The 16,203-nt window shown below is 52.1% G+C and carries 14 protein-coding genes; 7 read left to right on the top strand and 7 right to left on the bottom strand.

Going from position 1 to position 16,203, the window contains the following annotated elements:
- Window positions 1-21: 21 nt before the first annotated feature.
- Entirely contained in the window at window positions 22-1,119 is a 1,098-nt protein-coding gene (locus L1285_RS08970; protein WP_235412028.1) for a general secretion pathway protein GspB, read from the bottom strand.
- A gap of 9 nt (window positions 1,120-1,128) precedes the next feature.
- Window positions 1,129-2,043 carry an ExeA family protein gene (locus tag L1285_RS08965; protein WP_046003605.1) on the bottom strand — a complete coding sequence of 305 codons (915 nt, stop codon included), beginning with the start codon at window positions 2,041-2,043 and terminating at the stop codon, window positions 1,129-1,131.
- Window positions 2,044-2,135: 92 nt separating this feature from the next.
- Here L1285_RS08965 and L1285_RS08960 point away from each other — a divergent pair, with 92 nt between their 5' ends.
- The 3 genes from L1285_RS08960 to L1285_RS08950 all read left to right on the top strand — a co-directional run bounded on the left by L1285_RS08960 (window position 2,136) and on the right by L1285_RS08950 (window position 5,341).
- Window positions 2,136-3,242 carry a tRNA nucleotidyltransferase gene (locus tag L1285_RS08960; protein WP_235412027.1) on the top strand — a complete coding sequence of 369 codons (1,107 nt, stop codon included), beginning with the start codon at window positions 2,136-2,138 and terminating at the stop codon, window positions 3,240-3,242.
- Window positions 3,243-3,605: 363 nt separating this feature from the next.
- Window positions 3,606-4,454 (top strand): alpha/beta hydrolase, encoded by an 849-nt coding sequence (locus tag L1285_RS08955; RefSeq protein ID WP_235412026.1) that lies wholly within the window; start codon window positions 3,606-3,608, stop codon window positions 4,452-4,454.
- The gene (locus L1285_RS08950) at window positions 4,451-5,341 is read left to right on the top strand and encodes a hypothetical protein (protein WP_235412025.1); all 891 of its coding nucleotides are present in this window, start codon (window positions 4,451-4,453) and stop codon (window positions 5,339-5,341) included. The genes L1285_RS08955 and L1285_RS08950 overlap by 4 nt, the downstream gene beginning before the upstream one ends.
- 5 nt (window positions 5,342-5,346) lie before the next feature.
- On the opposite strand, the gene L1285_RS08945 is transcribed toward L1285_RS08950, so the two are convergent.
- The 5 genes from L1285_RS08945 to L1285_RS08925 all read right to left on the bottom strand — a co-directional run bounded on the left by L1285_RS08945 (window position 5,347) and on the right by L1285_RS08925 (window position 10,504).
- A complete protein-coding gene (locus L1285_RS08945) occupies window positions 5,347-6,279 on the bottom strand; it encodes a glycosyltransferase family 2 protein (RefSeq protein ID WP_235412024.1) in 933 nt (310 codons plus the stop codon).
- Complete coding sequence (locus tag L1285_RS08940) at window positions 6,239-7,375, bottom strand: polysaccharide pyruvyl transferase family protein (protein WP_235412023.1); 1,137 nt, start codon at window positions 7,373-7,375, stop codon at window positions 6,239-6,241. Before L1285_RS08940 ends, L1285_RS08945 begins: the two co-directional genes overlap by 41 nt.
- Before the next feature lie 246 nt (window positions 7,376-7,621).
- Window positions 7,622-8,305: a sugar transferase gene (locus L1285_RS08935; protein ID WP_209052535.1), complete on the bottom strand. Its 684-nt coding sequence runs from the start codon at window positions 8,303-8,305 to the stop codon at window positions 7,622-7,624.
- Window positions 8,306-8,307: 2 nt separating this feature from the next.
- Window positions 8,308-9,555: a WecB/TagA/CpsF family glycosyltransferase gene (locus L1285_RS08930; protein WP_235412022.1), complete on the bottom strand. Its 1,248-nt coding sequence runs from the start codon at window positions 9,553-9,555 to the stop codon at window positions 8,308-8,310.
- A gap of 199 nt (window positions 9,556-9,754) precedes the next feature.
- Window positions 9,755-10,504, bottom strand: a complete 750-nt coding sequence (locus tag L1285_RS08925; protein WP_235412021.1) for a hypothetical protein — start codon at window positions 10,502-10,504, stop codon at window positions 9,755-9,757.
- Between the two features lie 281 nt (window positions 10,505-10,785).
- Between L1285_RS08925 and L1285_RS08920 the strand changes: the two genes are divergently transcribed.
- The 4 genes from L1285_RS08920 to L1285_RS08905 all read left to right on the top strand — a co-directional run bounded on the left by L1285_RS08920 (window position 10,786) and on the right by L1285_RS08905 (window position 16,200).
- A complete protein-coding gene (locus L1285_RS08920) occupies window positions 10,786-12,426 on the top strand; it encodes an LruC domain-containing protein (protein WP_235412020.1) in 1,641 nt (546 codons plus the stop codon).
- Between the two features lie 12 nt (window positions 12,427-12,438).
- Complete coding sequence (locus L1285_RS08915; protein WP_235412019.1) at window positions 12,439-13,050, top strand: hypothetical protein; 612 nt, start codon at window positions 12,439-12,441, stop codon at window positions 13,048-13,050.
- A 148-nt stretch (window positions 13,051-13,198) separates the two neighbouring features.
- The gene (locus L1285_RS08910) at window positions 13,199-14,692 is read left to right on the top strand and encodes a sigma-54-dependent transcriptional regulator (protein WP_235412018.1); all 1,494 of its coding nucleotides are present in this window, start codon (window positions 13,199-13,201) and stop codon (window positions 14,690-14,692) included.
- A gap of 254 nt (window positions 14,693-14,946) precedes the next feature.
- Window positions 14,947-16,200 carry an oligosaccharide flippase family protein gene (locus L1285_RS08905; RefSeq protein ID WP_235412017.1) on the top strand — a complete coding sequence of 418 codons (1,254 nt, stop codon included), beginning with the start codon at window positions 14,947-14,949 and terminating at the stop codon, window positions 16,198-16,200.
- Window positions 16,201-16,203 lie beyond the last annotated feature (3 nt).

Raw genomic sequence — 16,203 nt, 5'->3', positions numbered from 1 at the left:
GTTACTCGCCCTCGGGTATTACTAGCCTTCGGGCCAGTCCTGCATGGCCTGTAAGGTAAACTCGATACCATCAAAGTCAAACAACGCCTGCTCGGGGGTGATCTCTACCAGTTGCAGGGCACCCATGTTGTCGCCCTCGTACAGCTCCCGATTATTGAGCTTGATCCAGCGTTTCTCGGCGTCAGTGGCATAAATATGTGCCTGGTAGCGCAACCTTGGTAAGCTGTTTTGCAGCTGCGGGGGCAATAACTCTACCGGTGTTGCCCGTGCAGATCCTTTGGTGCTGGAGAGCACCTCAGAGACAATGCGCTCCGACTTGGGCGCGGTTTTTTCCACCGCCTGTTCAAAGGCTTTTTTCAGCTCGTCTGGCACATCTGCCAGAGCTTCATCTTGCTGGCGCTGTGCTTCCTGTCGGGCGGCATTCGCGCGGGCTTGCTCAAGTGGCACACCCAGCACCCGATAACCACTGAGGTCGTCAAGCGGCTGTTGAGCCACTTGTCCCTGATTGGTGGCAAAAGCAGGGACATTATTGGTCTGGTAAGCCGGTTGCGTAGCCGCATACTGAGCGCCTACAGGCTGCTGGATTATCTGGCCATTGGCAGACACTGGCACCAGCTGTTGTGAGTAAACGGGCTGCCCCTGGGAGTCAAACCCGACCTGAACCGACATCCACTGATAATGGATCTGACGCTGCGCACTGTGCATCACAGGATTGATTGCCGGATTAGCGCCCTGATTTATAGGCTGATTTACAATTTGTCCGCCTTGTACCACAGCTGGATTGGTCGCCACTACCTGATTAACCGGCGCCGGGGCAGGTGTGTTTACTGCCTGGGGCTGTGCGCTTTGCTGCGTCTCGGCCTGCTTATCGCCTGCCACCGCAGTAACGTCAGTGCCTTTGTCTGCAACGCTTGCGATAACTTCTTCTTGTGGCTCTCCCTGAAAGGCTTCACCGACAAAATAACCCGCTCCCAGCGCGCACACGCTAATGAGTGCACCTCCCAGAGTAAGGCTTAAACGGCGATAAAAGCGAACCTGTTGCTCATGACGTGATTGTTGGTAATCCTGCTCTGAGTCGATTTGTTGAGATTGTTTTAATGCATTGATTAGGTACGACATATCACACCACTAAAAAATATACGAAAGACCGAAGCCACACATAAACATGGCAGCTACCCAGCCTGAAACCAGCACCGGCATATTGACTTTTTTCTCACCGGATTGCGGCACCAAATCAAGCGGCAGCGCTTCTTTGGCGGCCTGCATGGCAATGGTCTTAGTCACAACCTGTTGCTGTGCGGAGTATGCGCCCAGTAAACACCGGTCGGCCAGCAAATTGATCAGCCTGGGGATCCCGGCCGTCACCTGATGCATATAAGCAATGGCCTGAGGCTCAAACAAACTACTCTGGCAGCCCGCCTTATTAAGACGGTGCTTCACATAAGCAAAAACCTGCGATTCAGTCAGCGGCAGCAGATGATAGCGCGCCGTAATGCGCTGTGCCAGCTGACGCAGCTCATTGCGCTTGAGCAACTGTTGCAACTCGGGTTGACCCACCAGCACTATCTGCAGCAGTTTTTTATGGTCGGTCTCCAGATTAGTAAGTAATCGCAACTGCTCCAGCACTTCTGCTGCGAGGTGTTGTGCTTCGTCGATGATCAACATAGTGTGACCACCGCGCTGATGATTATCCAGCAGCCGCGCCTTAATCACATCGGTGAGTGATTTCAGGGTTGCGTTTTGCGCATCATAGTCGATGTTCAGTTCGTCACAGATACTTGCAAGCAGCTCCATTTCCGACAACGCCGGATTGAGGATAAACGCCACCTGCGTGGACTCAGGTAGTTGCGCCAGCATGCTGCGGGTTACGGTGGTTTTACCCGTCCCCACTTCGCCGGTTAGCAGCACAAAGCCGCCGGCATCACCCAGGCCGTAAGTCAGATGAGCAAGCGCTTCCTTATGGCGTTCGCTTAAGAACAAAAACTCCGGGTTTGGTGCTATCGAAAACGGCTTTTCGGTCAGACCAAAATAACGTAAATACACGGCTCGTCTCTTTCTTGTTAGAATGGGGCCTATAATGGCAAAAAAACGGCACAAGTTAAAACCTTGTTTGCTTTTTCAATACGGAATTTACCATGAAAATTTACCTGGTCGGTGGCGCAGTACGTGATCAACTCCTTGGACGTCCTATTCTGGAGCGCGATTATGTGGTGGTGGGCGCAACCCCTGCGCAAATGCAACAGCTTGGTTATCAGCAGGTTGGCAAAGACTTCCCGGTCTTTTTACATCCCGAGAGTAAAGATGAACACGCACTGGCCCGCACCGAACGAAAACAAGGACAGGGCTACACCGGGTTTATCTGTGATTTTGCCCCCAGCATTACCCTGGAAGAAGACTTAATGCGCCGCGACCTCACGGTCAATGCCATTGCCCAGGATGAGGACGGCACCCTCATCGACCCTTATCATGGCCAGCAAGACCTTAACGCCCGGGTACTGCGCCATGTCAGCGACGCATTCGGCGAAGATCCCTTGCGGGTATTGCGGGTTGCCCGTTTTGCCGCACGTTATCATCACCTTGGGTTTACCATTGCTCCCCAAACACAGGCGCTGATGCAACGCATGGTTGATGACGGCGAACTGGCTACCCTCACTAAAGAACGGGTATGGCAGGAAATTGAAAAATCCCTCAAAGATGGCGCCATTGAGGTGTTTACCGACGTACTGGCCAGCCTCAGCGCGCTCGCTTTGGTCATGCCATGGCAGAATACCTGGACGAGCGACGACAGCCAGCGCCTTAAAACCTGCACCAGCAAGCTCGATAAGCAAGATGATGACTACCTGCTGATAAGCTTTGCACTATGGCAGCATCGCGCGCAGCTCAATGGCTATAACCTCGAGCAGGACTTTAAAATCCCCAAGGCCTATAGCGAAGCACTGCGCGACCTGCAAACGGCGTTACCTTTATTGCAAAGTACTGACTGGCAGACACACACGATAATGCAGCTTTTCAGTGCACTCGATGCCTGGCGACGACCACACCGCCTGACACTGATGTGCAAAGCCGCCAGGACCTTGAGCGATAAGCTGGCACAGCGCTGTGACATGCTGGCACAAGCCCATCAGCTGGGTGCTAAAGTGAATGCGCAAGAGGTTATTGCGCTCGGTTTTAAGGGCCCGCAAATTAAAACCGAAATGGACAAACTCAAAACGCAAGCCATCAGCGCCTTGTTTGAGGGTTAGGACACTACAGCAATCAGCGAACTATCGCCTGCAACGATCCTGGCGGTATTGCGCATGATCATGACAGCTATTGCTATGCAAACTGACAGAGCAAAGCAATAGCTTTACCACCTTTCACTATGTCAGTATCCACCAAAGACACGTGCTCAGCCTGACGGAACACGCCCATACCGCCTGGCACCCAGCCCCAAACTGTTCGACATAAAAAATAACCTTTTGAAAGTAATACTTTTAATACCAAAATAAAAAATTCAGCCGAATATCAAGGAAACATCATGCGTTTTTCCGGCTGGCAAATACAGTGTCGTTATCTGCGGTGATAAACCCGTTCACACCGCGACCTTTAATAACTGAGGAACGACCATGACACAAAGTATTATTATCTTGATTTTTGCACTGCTGTTGCCGATGAAGCTGCTGGCCAGCAACAAGTCTGTGCCCTATGAAATACCCCGCACCCAGGTTGTTCAGCTGACTCAGGCTGGCACCGAACGGACGTATGAGCTGGTTATTCAGCTGCCCGAGAATTATTCGGCACAAAAGCAGCACCCGGTGCTGTATTACACCGATATGACCTGGCACATCGAAATGCTGGCCTCTGCCGCCTACTTTTTGATGGAAGACACGATCTTGGTCGGTATTTCCTGGCAAACTAATATGCCAGCGCCTTTGCTCAAAGAAGAAGGCGCGCACGTCAGCCGCTACCGTGATTACTCCTTTGCCCCGTCAACTAAGCCCGAGAGTCAGGCAAAATATCAGTTTGGCGGGGCCAACGCACATATCGACTTTATTCGCAATCAGGTCAAACCCTACATTGCACAGCACTATCGCGTTAAACCAGGCAGCGACAGCTACTTTGGCTACTCCCTGGGCGGGTTATTTGGTGCCTACACTTTGCTGACCCGGCCCGATACCTTTAACAACTATCTGCTTGGCAGCCCGTCGGTATGGCGGCTAACACAGCTACTCGAAGTGCCCAACCAGACAAATGCCAAAGCAAAAACCCATGTCTATTTGTCGTACGGCAGCCTGGAAGACAAGCTGAGCCCGCATGTCAAAGGGCTGTTTAACTTTCTTAAATCAACAAACAATCCCCAACTAGATATTGAGCTGGCCGAGATAGAAGGCACCCATCAAACCGCTGCCCCGCTGACGGGGGTGCGTGCAATAAAATGGTTGTCAGAGCGCACAGCACAAGGAGCAACACTATGAAGAAATCATTAGTACTTACGACCATCGCATTAAGCACCTTGCTCAGTGGCACGTTAGCGCAGGCAAAGGATGAGTTTGGCACCATCACCGGCCCACTGATGGGCCAGAAACCACCAGGCATGACCGCAGAGCCCTTTGCCCCTGGCATTGTTTCAAAGGCAGGCTGGGAGCTAGAAGGCGTCTTTGCCCCCGGTATGCAGGAGTTTTACTTTACTCTGGACCGGGGTGTCTATGAAGGGCCGAAAAAAACCGGATTTCGCCCGACTGTGATTGGCTTCAGACAACAGAACAACACCTGGGTGAAGTTCACCGAGTTTTTACGCATCGGCGAAGTGAGCTTCTCGCCCGATGGCCAGCGCATGCATATGGCCGAAGGCTACCGGGATCGCGTGGGCAACGACTGGGCAGAGCGGCAAAGTCTGGGCCCCATGTTTGACCGCGAAGACTTTGGCATTATGCGCTTATCGGCATCCAGTAAGGGCACTTATGTCTTTGACGACTATAAAAATAAAGTAGTGCGTATTTCCGAGATTGAGAATGGCCAGCGACAAACACCACGGGTAATGAGTAAAGTGGTCAACTCCGGGAAGATGACCGCTCACCCCTTTATCGCCCCCGATGAAAGCTACCTGATCTGGGATAGCGAACGCGAAGACGGCTTTGGCGACTCCGACCTCTATATCAGTTTTAAGCAACAGAACGGCGGCTGGGGGAAAGCAATCAATATGGGTGCAGCCGTCAACTCAGATAAGTGGGATGCCTACGCCACAGTCACCCCAGATGGTAAATACCTGCTCTTTAACCGCGGTGTCAGTGACGACAACAGCAATGTTGATGTCTACTGGGTCGATGCCAGCATCATAGACACCCTGAGGGCCAAACAGTAACGGCCCTACCGAATAAGCCCAAACGACACTCTGGACAAGGTGCTGCGGCAGACGCTCAGCACCAGGTAGGCACTCCAGTGCAATGGCTTGGCACGCGCCACCGGGTTGGCCAGTAGTCGCAACGCCTGGCCATATAAGCGATGCTTAATGTTGCGTTTGGCCAGGTCGCAGATGTGGGTCGCCACATATTTATGCGCCATCGCAGTGTGCGCCACCTCGCCGTTTTTAATGGCGCTGAGCAGGCGCTCGGCAAACGGACAGAGCTGGGTGGGTGGTGCCTTATCACAGGCACTGCCCGGCGCGCCCAGAAAATAAAAGCTCTCAATGGCGGGAGAATACGCGATGCGCGACTTAAGGGCCGCCTGCACATAAAAACTCTGATCTTCGCCCATCCATTCACCGACCACAAATCCGCCTAACTGGTTGAACGCGGTTTTGTCGACCACTAAACTCGACATGGTAAAGGGTAGATCACCATTCGCCGCCACCTCAAAGTAGTTGTCCATTTCATAGCCCTCGGGTGCCCAGTTGGTCAATGCGATTTTGGCGTCGATATACTCGCCGTTATCCAACACTTTCTGGTAACGCGAGGCAAACAGGCCCGCCTGCGGAAAACGCTGGATCAGCTCAGCCATACGTGCCAAAAAGAACGGGCTCCAGGTGTCATCGGCATCCAAAAATGCCACGTAATCACTGCTTGCCGCTTTAACCCCTTTATTACGCGCAGCAGAGACACCCTGATTGGTCTGACGTACCAGACGTAAATTGGGCAAGCCCAGATCAATCACTTTTTGCGGGCTATCGTCGGTCGAGCCATCGTCAACGACTATGATTTCCGCGGCCTGATGGTGCTGCGTGTGAACACTTTGCAGTGCCCGGACAATGCACTCGCTTTTATTATACAGCGGAATAACGACTGTGAATTGGATGGTGTTCATAGTGTTCGCTCCAGTTAGAAAGGGATAAAGTAGTGGCTTGACCTATGGCCAGGCGCGGCGCGTCAAAGCCGCGATCCAGACCCCGATACATCACCCGAAACAGGGTATCCGGGTTAAACTCATTGGCATCAAACGCGTATTGCTCGGGCAGACCAATTTGCTCACACCATTGTGTGCATTTGGCGTGATATTGCAGGCTGATAAAGGGCGTTTGCGTCATATAGGCATAAATTTGTGCATGTAATCGCATGCCAACGACCACCCTGAACATCGCCATACACTGCAAGATACTGGCTGGGTTCGGTACATAACGAATCCGTTTAACTGTCACGTAGTCAGGCAGGCGCGCCTCAATTTCGTCGTGAATGGCCCGGTCGCTGCCCTGAGCCTGGTCGTTCAGATCAATCAGATAGATGTCTTCGTTGGTAAAGCTCCACACCGTGGTGATCAGGTCCACCGCTTTGGCAATCCGGCGCAGCTCGTTGTGCTCATTGACCGCACCAAATGCATCAATGGATTGCGGACAAAAGTTAAAGGCAATGCCCTGACGCGCCACCGGATTCAGCTTGCCTTTAAGATGGTGCAATAAAGACGGCGCCAGGTCGAAGGTGTGCTTCAGATTGGCATGCGGGGCCAACGCCTCTGCAATGTCGTAGCTTTGCTTATCACGCAGTGTGACCAGGCCACATTCGTAGAGAAACTTTTTGCATTGCAGTTCGTCATCCAGGGTTTTAAACGGCTCAATGCCCACGCCCAGCGCCATCGCCAGGTTGCGACCACTCAGTGCCATCATGTGGCGCTTCAGTGCGATATCGCGGCTACTGTGTAGCACAGAGCCACCACCAAAAATCACATGCTGTGCGCCATAAGCATGGCGATAGTGCCACAGTCGCTGATGACCTCGAAACAACAGGGCTTGTTGCCCACTGCAATTTAACTGGTTCACCAGAGGGTCGCCTGCTGGGGCACTGACCGTCACCTGCTCGCTGTTCAGAAAATGCCTGGCACCCATCACCGATGCCAGCATGAGCGCATCATCACCGCTGTTACGCATGCCGTAGTAGCCAACAATATAAGCTTTGTTTTTTGCTGCCATTGTGCTGCCTCGTTAAGTTAAGATACTGAGTTACTGCAGCACTCATGCCAAAATTTACACCGCTGTTTTTATTGAGTTTTTTGTGTTTTTCTCGTTTTTTTCAGGACTAATTTGCAAAAGGCAACGCGTTATTTTTTCACAATTAGCAAAATAGAAATGGACCTGTTCAAAATAAAAAACCACCGGCTGAGCGGTGGTTTTATGGCAAAACACAAGTTAAGTGCAACATTATCACTCCCGTTGGGGTTAATAGGCTCCTTTGGCGCCCAGGACACAAGGAATGGTTTTAAGTAAAATCGATACATCGTTCAACGCACTTTGCTCCACGATATACTGTTTATCCAGCTGAACCTGCTGCGCAAACGTGGTATCGGCGCGACCTGTTACCTGCCACAGACCCGTCAACCCCTGCTCACTGTTCAGACGTCCCAGCTCGTGTGGTTGATACGCATTGACTTCATTTTCCAGCGCCGGACGCGGACCGATTAACAGCATGTCGCCACGTGCCACGTTCATTAACTGGGGTAACTCATCAATGGAATATTTACGAATAAATGCGCCAATGCGGGTAATACGCGGGTCATTACGATACTTTGCACAGACCCCTTCGCGGTCGCTTTGTGCTGGATCCGGATTGCGAAAGCGCGGATCGCTTGGCAGGTACATAGAGCGGAACTTATACATGGTAAAACGACGTCCCAACTTGCCTACCCGCACCTGCTTGTACACACACGGGCCCTGGCTCTCCAGCTTGATCAGCACTATCACAAGCAATAAAAACGGGCTGAGCAGTAATAATCCGCTGATCGCAGCCAGGCGTTGTAAGCAGGCCGGGATACCATGGTGACGACCGTCCAGTTTTGTCTGTTCAGAAACAGATGATGACACCGGGGTGAACTGAGTTGCTGTGGTTTTTTTGATGCTATACATGATTAAAGTCCTCGCAAAGCTTGTTGTAAAACGTAAACACGAAAGAGAAAAATGGGGTTGCCGAGTACATAACGATGAAACTTGGCTTTAGGCTCCTGGATAAGACGCCACACCCATTCAAGGCCCAGCTCTCTCATCCACATAGGCGCACGCGCTATGTTGCCCGAGAAAAAGTCGAACAAGCCGCCAACCGCCAGCGCACACTGGGCGTGGAGCTTGTGTTTGTTACTGTCTATCCAGATCTCCTGGCGCGGCGAGCCGAGCGCGACCAGCACTATGTCGGCGCCAGTTTGATTGATCTGATCGACAACGGCCTGGTCGTCATCGAAGTAGCCATGCTGCACGCCCGCGATGCGCAGCCCCGGATAGGCATGGCGCAGGTTATCAGCGGCCAGGCGTGCAACGCCCGGCTGAGCACCCAACAGGAATAACGAACGTTGATGTGTTACGGCGGCGCGGCACAGTACAGGCAGCATGTCGGTGCCATTATTGTTATCAGCCAGGCTCATCCCCGCCTGACGCGCCGCGATCCGCATGCCCGAGCCGTCGATAAAATTACGGTCGCTGGCTTGCAAAACCCGATACAACTGCGCGTTACCGGCTGACAGGTTGACCGAGTTAACATTGATGTAATAGGCCGAGCGACATGCTTGCTGCTCGCTGCCCTGCACCACCCAGTCAACCGCGTTTTGCATCTGTGTGTTGCTAAAGGGAATACCAAATAGGGTACTGTGCTGTGGCATGTTTGCAGACTTGCGATACAGGCACAGACACAACAGGATTTTGCTGATCAGCAGCGCATCGGTTGCTGTACCCTGGCGGCTTTGTTGCTGTAATAATGCCAGTGGTGTGTCGGTATTCAGCCCGGTCAGGCTGCGCAGCCACAGGCCATCAAATAACCCGGGCATGTGACAAGGTGAGCGCAGTCGCGTTACTTTAGGAATATTGACTCCGGCGCGTACCAAAGGATTACCAACAAAGTGGATTGAGCCGCTCAAGACATTGAACAGCGCCGCGCTGCGTTTACAGATGCCGACCTGCCAGCTGAGCAGACGCACGGGCCGCGCACTGATATCAATCCAGGTTTGGCGACGCAGCGGTGCTTTAAAACACAGCAGTGCCGCGGCCGTATTGACGATAAACAGCGGTAACAGGGCGATGACCAGTAACAGGGCTGCGCTAACACGCAGTGCTGTATTAACGCTGGCATGACCTGCCTGTGATGACTGAGTATTAAGATAGGGTGACATCGCATCCTCCGCTGTTTAGTGAATTACACTAAGGAGATAGCGAAGACCGTGCCAAACTTTAATTTATTGTTTTATAACGACTATTTTAAATTTACCAGGAACATGAAGCGCGTAAACTGCATTGCATTTTGATAATTTTTTTATTTTGAAAAACCCTCAGCACTTTTTCATAAAACCCTCAGCACTTTTTTAAAAAACCTCAGCATTTCGCAAAGTAATGCGGATATAGGGTTTGGATCTGTGCCAGAGCCCCAGGGACACGTGACTGGACTACAGCCAGTTTATCTGCCTGCTCTTCGGGCCGGGACAAGCTATAACCCAGCAGCAGGCGCGAGCATTTGAAGATGGCAGTATGAAAGCACTTATCCAGCAGCGAACACTTCAGGGGGCCATAGTTAAAGTGACGAATATAGTCATCCAGCTGTGCATCAAAGGTATTGTTCCAGTGCTTTTGCAGCTCGGCCACGCCTGCGCAGCCCGTGGCATAATGGATCACATGTCCGTTTTCGCCCCAGCCAATCCCCTGTGACTCGACCACGGGTTCCGTCATAGACGTGATGAGGGTATCCAGCCAGGCAATCGCCTGCGGACAGTTACGCATTAACATGACACCTGAGTTAAACGCCCCGCTATACCCTCTGGCAAGATACAAAAACTTGTCTGGCTGATAGAGGGTATCCAGCGCCGGGCAGAGTGGCTGAATACAGGCATCGGCATCCACAAACAACACCTGCCGGTAACCGGCCTGTAGCGCCGCTTTGAGCAAAAATAATTTAAGCCAGCAACACTCAGCGCCAAGCCGGTTCAGCCAGGGGCGGGTCACCACCACGTAATCGTACCCCATCCGCTTTGCGTACTCGCGCTGGCTGTTCAGATAACGGCGGTAGCGCCACTGATAACCATTCAGTGCCACAGAGAATATTAAAGTGTCTGATTGAGCAAAGTGCATACTTACCTCCTTTGTGTCTTATCCCTGTTAAGTAAGCAAGTATTGCACCGATCATTGAAATTATCCTGCGGCGCGCTGTTGGCAGACTACTTTGTTTGTTTTACCGCCCTTCCTCAGCCATTTTTTGTTTGCAAAGCGCAATGCAGTGCAATTTGCGAAAAGCCCGATAACGACAACAAGAGAAAAACATAAACCACTGAAAGTAAACAGGTTAAATTTTGGCACGCTTCATGAAATATCGAACACAGAAAGAAAAAACCTAACTTTCAATCGGAGCGACTATGATGAAATTACCTAACCCACTTTATCCCTTGATGGCCACTGGCTTAATCGCCTCAGGGCTATTATCGTTTGCAGCTTGCGCTGTAGAGCAAGTCGATGGTCAGTATGTCTGGCAATTCCAGTCTGGCCAGGCCTGGCCCACAGGCTATAACCAGTCCACGGGTAAACCCGACTCACTAATCTATGCGCGTGACGAATATAGTTCGGATTTCTTCCAGCGGATTCAAAACGCACTGCCTGAAGCGCGGATTAATGAGGCTTTCATTACAGGTGACGAAGGTTCTACCATACACCTGGTTGAAGACGCCGAAGTATTTGTTACGTTTATCCATGAAGGTGCCGGTTACAAAAACTCATTTGGTTACTTTACCTTCGACCCGGAGAATCCGCCGCAATCACCCGAAGAGGTGCAGGAGACCATTGTCTTTCCGAACCTCAGCTACCCTCATCTGACCAACGGGCACCGAGTCAGCATAGGTGAATTTCCGGCAGGCACCAGCATTGGCTTCTTTATCGCGGCAAATGGGTTTTGGTATTACACCGGCGTAAAACCATTTCAGATCCCTTATTACTATTCATTATCTGATCTCAATCCGGAAAGTAACGAGACCTTGCGTCAGCACTGCGTGTTATTGCTGGATGAAGAAGAGCAAGAAGTAGTCATCGGCTTTGAAGACTTGCCACGCACCTGGGGCGACAACGATTTCAACGACGCCGTATTCAGCGTGAAAAGCTCGCCAGCTTCTGCCATTTCTGCACTCAATCTGACCGTTATGCCCGAGCAAAACGACAGCGACGCCGATGGCATTGAAGACGAGCTGGATGAATTCCCCAACGACTTTAACCGCGCTTACAGCCAGTACTTCCCCAGTGCACAAGGGGTAACCACTTTGGCTTTTGAAGATAACTGGCCTGCGCGAGGCGACCATGACCTCAACGACTTAGTGGTGAAGCAGCGTATTCGCATGACCTACAACGCCGATAACCAGATCAGCGGCTTTATCATCAATGGCTGGATCACTGCACGCGGCGCCGCCTATCAAAATGGCTTTGGTCTGCGTCTGATGAACAGTGAGCCCGGGCTGATCAAACAAGCCAGCCTGACCATAGACGGGCAAAGCTTCGACAAAACCGCTGAAAGCGGACAGAGCAACGCGGTTTTATCGCTGTGGAGTAACACCCATGTATTCACCACCACGGGGCAATCTGGCCAGTGTCAGCACTTTAATACGGTGATGACCTGTGATTACTTTGAGCCGGTGCCTTACACCTTTGATGTGAGTTTTGAACAAGGGCTGGATACACTCAGTATCAGTGACTTTGATTTCTTCCTGTATCGTACCCAGGATCGCTCACTGGAGATCCACCTGGCGGACTACCCGCCAACAGACAAGTTTGATAGCAGTCGCTTTGCCACCGCGGATGACACCTCTAATGCGCAAGCCAACCGCTATTTCAGAACCGCCGAAAACCTGCCCTGGGCACTGATGATCAGTAACGACTGGCACTACCCCAGAGAATATCTTGATGTCATCTGGGCCTATCCTGCCTATGAAACTTGGGTAGAAAGCAACGGCGAACAGGCGCAGGACTGGTTTATGACCAACGAACGCACCACCCACACATTCAGCGCACACTAAGAGGACACGACCATGACAACATTTAACCAACTTTCGACCCTGACCTTACTGTGTTTAACCTTGTGCGCCTGCGGTGGCGGTGGTGGTGAAGGCGGCTCATCCGGGCCAGCCAGCACCAGTCCGGCAAGTTCATCCAGTAGCACGGTTACGACACCGGCACCGACTGCGAACACGCAGCCACAGGCGCAAACGGATGACAGTGCCGCAACCCCGGCACAACCTGCCGAGCCTGCGCCAAATTACGACCCGGATCCAGCACGGCTGGACAGTGCAGCCGAAACGTCCAACGACTTGCACGTCAAAGCCGATTTTAACTTCAGCACCAGTAAATCCGTGACCCTGGACCTGGGCGGACAAGATGTTTTTGGTGACTCTCTGGCCAATAAAATGGTCAAAATCTACGCCCTGCATAAGGTGGTTGAAAGCTATGAAGATCAAGCTCTGGCCGACAAAGCCCTGCTGGCAACCACGCGCTTTAACAGCGCAGGCCAACTCACGCTGACACTGGATGTGCCGGTCAATTACCAGACCCTACTGATAAGCGTTGATGGCATGTTGCAAAGCAATCATTTACTGAGCGAACTCACAATGCAGGCAACCACAGTAGCACACCAGTTTAACTGAGCCGTTTAATCGCTTCCTCGCCAAACCGCTGCTCAGTGACTACTGAGCAGCGGTTTTCTCATTGTGCCGTTGCTTGTTTATTAATGCTTCAATTTGTCTAAGACTGTGTAATACTTGTATTAACACGCGTTAAATTAGGCAGGATTACATGGACCCGGTTACTAACATCACCTTGCTGTTCGTCGACGACGAGCCCCTTATTCTACGTTCACTTACGCGGGCGCTAAAACACGAGCCCTACACTGTATATACCGCGCAAAGTGGCGAGGAAGGCCTGGCCTTGTTAGAACAACACCCCATTGATGTGGTGGTATCGGATAAAATGATGCCCAATATGTCGGGGATAGAATTTCTCGCTCAGGTTGCCGAGCGCTTTCCTGATACCATTCGCATGATGCTCACCGCCTTTACCGAGGTTGAAGACCTCATTGATGCCATTAACCAGGGCAAAGTGTGGGGCTATATGCAAAAGCCCTTCGAGATGAGCAATATCAAACTGACGCTCGAGCAGGCCGTGCAAACCAAAATGCTGGTGGCCGAGCGCAACATGTTACGTGCCAGCCTGCAACGTTATCGCAGCTCGATCAAGTCGCAATTTTACCGCTTTGTGGGTGACTCCATCGCCATGCAAATGGTCTACAAGGCGATTGAAAAAGCCGGTCCCAGCCAGGCCAATGTGTTTATCACCGGGCCCAGTGGTACCGGTAAGGAATTGGCCGCGGACGCCATTCACCGCGCCAGCACCCGCAAAGATAAGCCGTTGGTGTGCATTAACTGCGCCGCCATACCCAGCGAGCTGATGGAGTCTGAGATCTTCGGCCATATAAAAGGCGCCTTCTCAGGGGCGGTTACCAACCGCGACGGGGCAGCAACTCAGGCCGATGGCGGCACCCTGTTTCTCGATGAAATTGGTGAAATGGATATGAACCTGCAAGCCAAGATCTTACGCTTTGTGCAGTCTGGCACCTTTCAGAAAGTGGGCAGCGGTAAAGAGGAAAAGGTCGATGTACGATTTATCTGTGCCACTAACCGCGAGCCGCACCAGGCGATTGCAGATCAGCGCTTACGGGAAGACTTATTTTATCGCTTGAATGTGATTGCCATTGATTTACCGGCGCTGCATGAGCGAGATCACGATGCGCTGCAAATTGCACAGCATTTTTTGAGTAAGTTCAGCGAAGTTGAAAACAAAGTGTTTGTGGGCTTCTCACCCGCCGCCGAGCAGCTGATCTTACGCTACGACTGGCCGGGTAACGTACGCCAGCTCGAAAACCTCATCCACAGTTGTGTGGTGATGTCTGACGGGCCGCTGATCACCGAAGACACGTTGCAAATGCAGCTTAAACTTAAACCCTGCGATGCCCAGGCCCTGCTCAACGGCCAATCAGGCGAGATGCGCAGCAGCCCACCGCAGCCATCGCTGAGTGTGCAGCAAAGCGGCTATGCAGCACCTCAACAGGCTGCCGAGATCCCATCTGAAAGCCAGATCTGTTCGCTGGCAGAGGTCGAACGTATCGCCATTGAAAAAGCCATTGCCGCGTGCGACGACAACGTGGTAAAAGCCGCCAGCTTGCTGCAAGTCAGCCCCTCGACCTTATACCGCAAAATGCAGCAATGGGGAGATAAAAATACGGGTGCCTAATTTTATCGGGCGCTCTCCCATTCGCAGATCGCAAATTGCAAAACCCCTGTCGCAAAATGCGATCTGCACACCGTAAGCTTTACCAAAATCCCTTCCGTATACACCCCTCGCCGTCAAATCAAGTAATCTAGATTACAAATAAAGTATTTAAAAAACAGATAGCTAGTCGACTTTATTGAATTCTTTTACAGCCTCAACTCGCCTTGGTACGGATTTTGGTTAGTAAAGGTATCCGATAACAAGAGAGCAATGCCATGACACACCCAACCAGCACAATGCGGACCCTGCTCAGCAATACCTCTTACCTGATTGGTGCCGAGGTGGTTGCCAAGGCCTCGCGGCTGATCAGCATCATGGCGATGGCGGCCTGTTTGTCTGCCACTGAGTATGGCACGGCCATGCTGGCGCTGACCGTGCACGAAGTGCTGAGGCTGCTACTGCGCTCTGGTGCTGGCGCACAGGTGATCCGGGCCAGCGATGACGAATTACCCGCTTTTTTGAAAAATGGCCGGTTATTACAGTGGCTGCTGTGTGTAGCCCTATGCCTGGTGCAAATTCTGGTGGCACTGGCCAGCAGCTGGCTGTTTCCAGGTCAGGACATGACTGTGCTGATTGCCTTAATGGCGCTGACCTATCTGGTATTTCCGCTGGTCTGTAATCAGGTTTTCCTGATGCAACGGCGTAACCAAATGGGCCTGTTCGGTCTGATCAGCAGCGTCTGTATTATCACCGAAAACTTAGCCCTGGCTGCTGCACTGTACCTCGACGCCGGACTACTGGCCGTGGTGATTGGCAAATGGGCTTTTACTGTACTTTGGCTTGGCTGCTTTGCCTTTGTCCCCACTTCAGCCATGACGGGCCAGTTCAGCAAAGCAGTATTTACCCGGTTACTTAAAGCATCCACCCAACTCGCTGGCAGCGAAATCCTGCGCTCGCTGCGTGTCAATATGGACATGTTTGTTGCCGCTCGTTTGCTGAGCCCGGAACTGTTCGGTCTGTACAGCTTCGCCAAAAGCGTGGGAGTTGGGCTGGCGATATCGGTTGCTCAGGCTTACACCACGGCCCTCTACCCCTTTGTTTGCAAACTGAAAAACGCAGGCAATTTTGGTAGCAGGCACAGCCAGGTGCTGCTCGCCATTACGACGGCTGTGTCTGCCATTTTTATTATTCAGGCGTTGCTGGTGCCCTGGTATGTGCCAGTGCTTTTCAGTGAACACTGGCAGGGCAGCTTTACCACCAGCGCGCTGCTGTGCCTGATAGCCACCAGCACAGTGTGGACCGACAGCTACGCCGTGATGCAACGCGCTAATGGCCGCTTTGCACGAGAGTGCCAACTGAATGCTTACTGTTTACTGATCTCACTGGCCGGGCTGTTAATGCTACAGCCCGACCAACCCGTTTTACTTGCCGCCGTACTGGTGAGTTGCAGCGCACTGTGGCTGCTCTTCCCTTTGGCAGACTTTGCGCTGAAACGCTGTGATGTCGGCGCAGCAAAACCTTCCTCATGATCC

The organism is Pseudoalteromonas sp. DL2-H2.2 (genome assembly GCF_021532535.1).
Taxonomy (GTDB): Bacteria; Pseudomonadota; Gammaproteobacteria; order Enterobacterales; family Alteromonadaceae; genus Pseudoalteromonas; species Pseudoalteromonas rubra_A.
The sequence above is the reverse complement of the archived record's forward strand: the minus strand, read 5'-3'. Positions and strand labels throughout refer to the sequence as shown.

Coding starts and splice junctions, on each gene's coding strand:
- L1285_RS08970 (WP_235412028.1), bottom strand. CDS start 1,119: ATGTCGTACCTAATCAATGCATTAAAACAATCTCAACAAATCGACTCA.
- L1285_RS08960 (WP_235412027.1), top strand. CDS start 2,136: ATGAAAATTTACCTGGTCGGTGGCGCAGTACGTGATCAACTCCTTGGA.
- L1285_RS08955 (WP_235412026.1), top strand. CDS start 3,606: ATGACACAAAGTATTATTATCTTGATTTTTGCACTGCTGTTGCCGATG.
- L1285_RS08950 (WP_235412025.1), top strand. CDS start 4,451: ATGAAGAAATCATTAGTACTTACGACCATCGCATTAAGCACCTTGCTC.
- L1285_RS08945 (WP_235412024.1), bottom strand. CDS start 6,279: ATGAACACCATCCAATTCACAGTCGTTATTCCGCTGTATAATAAAAGC.
- L1285_RS08940 (WP_235412023.1), bottom strand. CDS start 7,375: ATGGCAGCAAAAAACAAAGCTTATATTGTTGGCTACTACGGCATGCGT.
- L1285_RS08935 (WP_209052535.1), bottom strand. CDS start 8,305: ATGTATAGCATCAAAAAAACCACAGCAACTCAGTTCACCCCGGTGTCA.
- L1285_RS08930 (WP_235412022.1), bottom strand. CDS start 9,555: ATGTCACCCTATCTTAATACTCAGTCATCACAGGCAGGTCATGCCAGC.
- L1285_RS08925 (WP_235412021.1), bottom strand. CDS start 10,504: ATGCACTTTGCTCAATCAGACACTTTAATATTCTCTGTGGCACTGAAT.
- L1285_RS08920 (WP_235412020.1), top strand. CDS start 10,786: ATGATGAAATTACCTAACCCACTTTATCCCTTGATGGCCACTGGCTTA.
- L1285_RS08915 (WP_235412019.1), top strand. CDS start 12,439: ATGACAACATTTAACCAACTTTCGACCCTGACCTTACTGTGTTTAACC.
- L1285_RS08910 (WP_235412018.1), top strand. CDS start 13,199: ATGGACCCGGTTACTAACATCACCTTGCTGTTCGTCGACGACGAGCCC.
- L1285_RS08905 (WP_235412017.1), top strand. CDS start 14,947: ATGACACACCCAACCAGCACAATGCGGACCCTGCTCAGCAATACCTCT.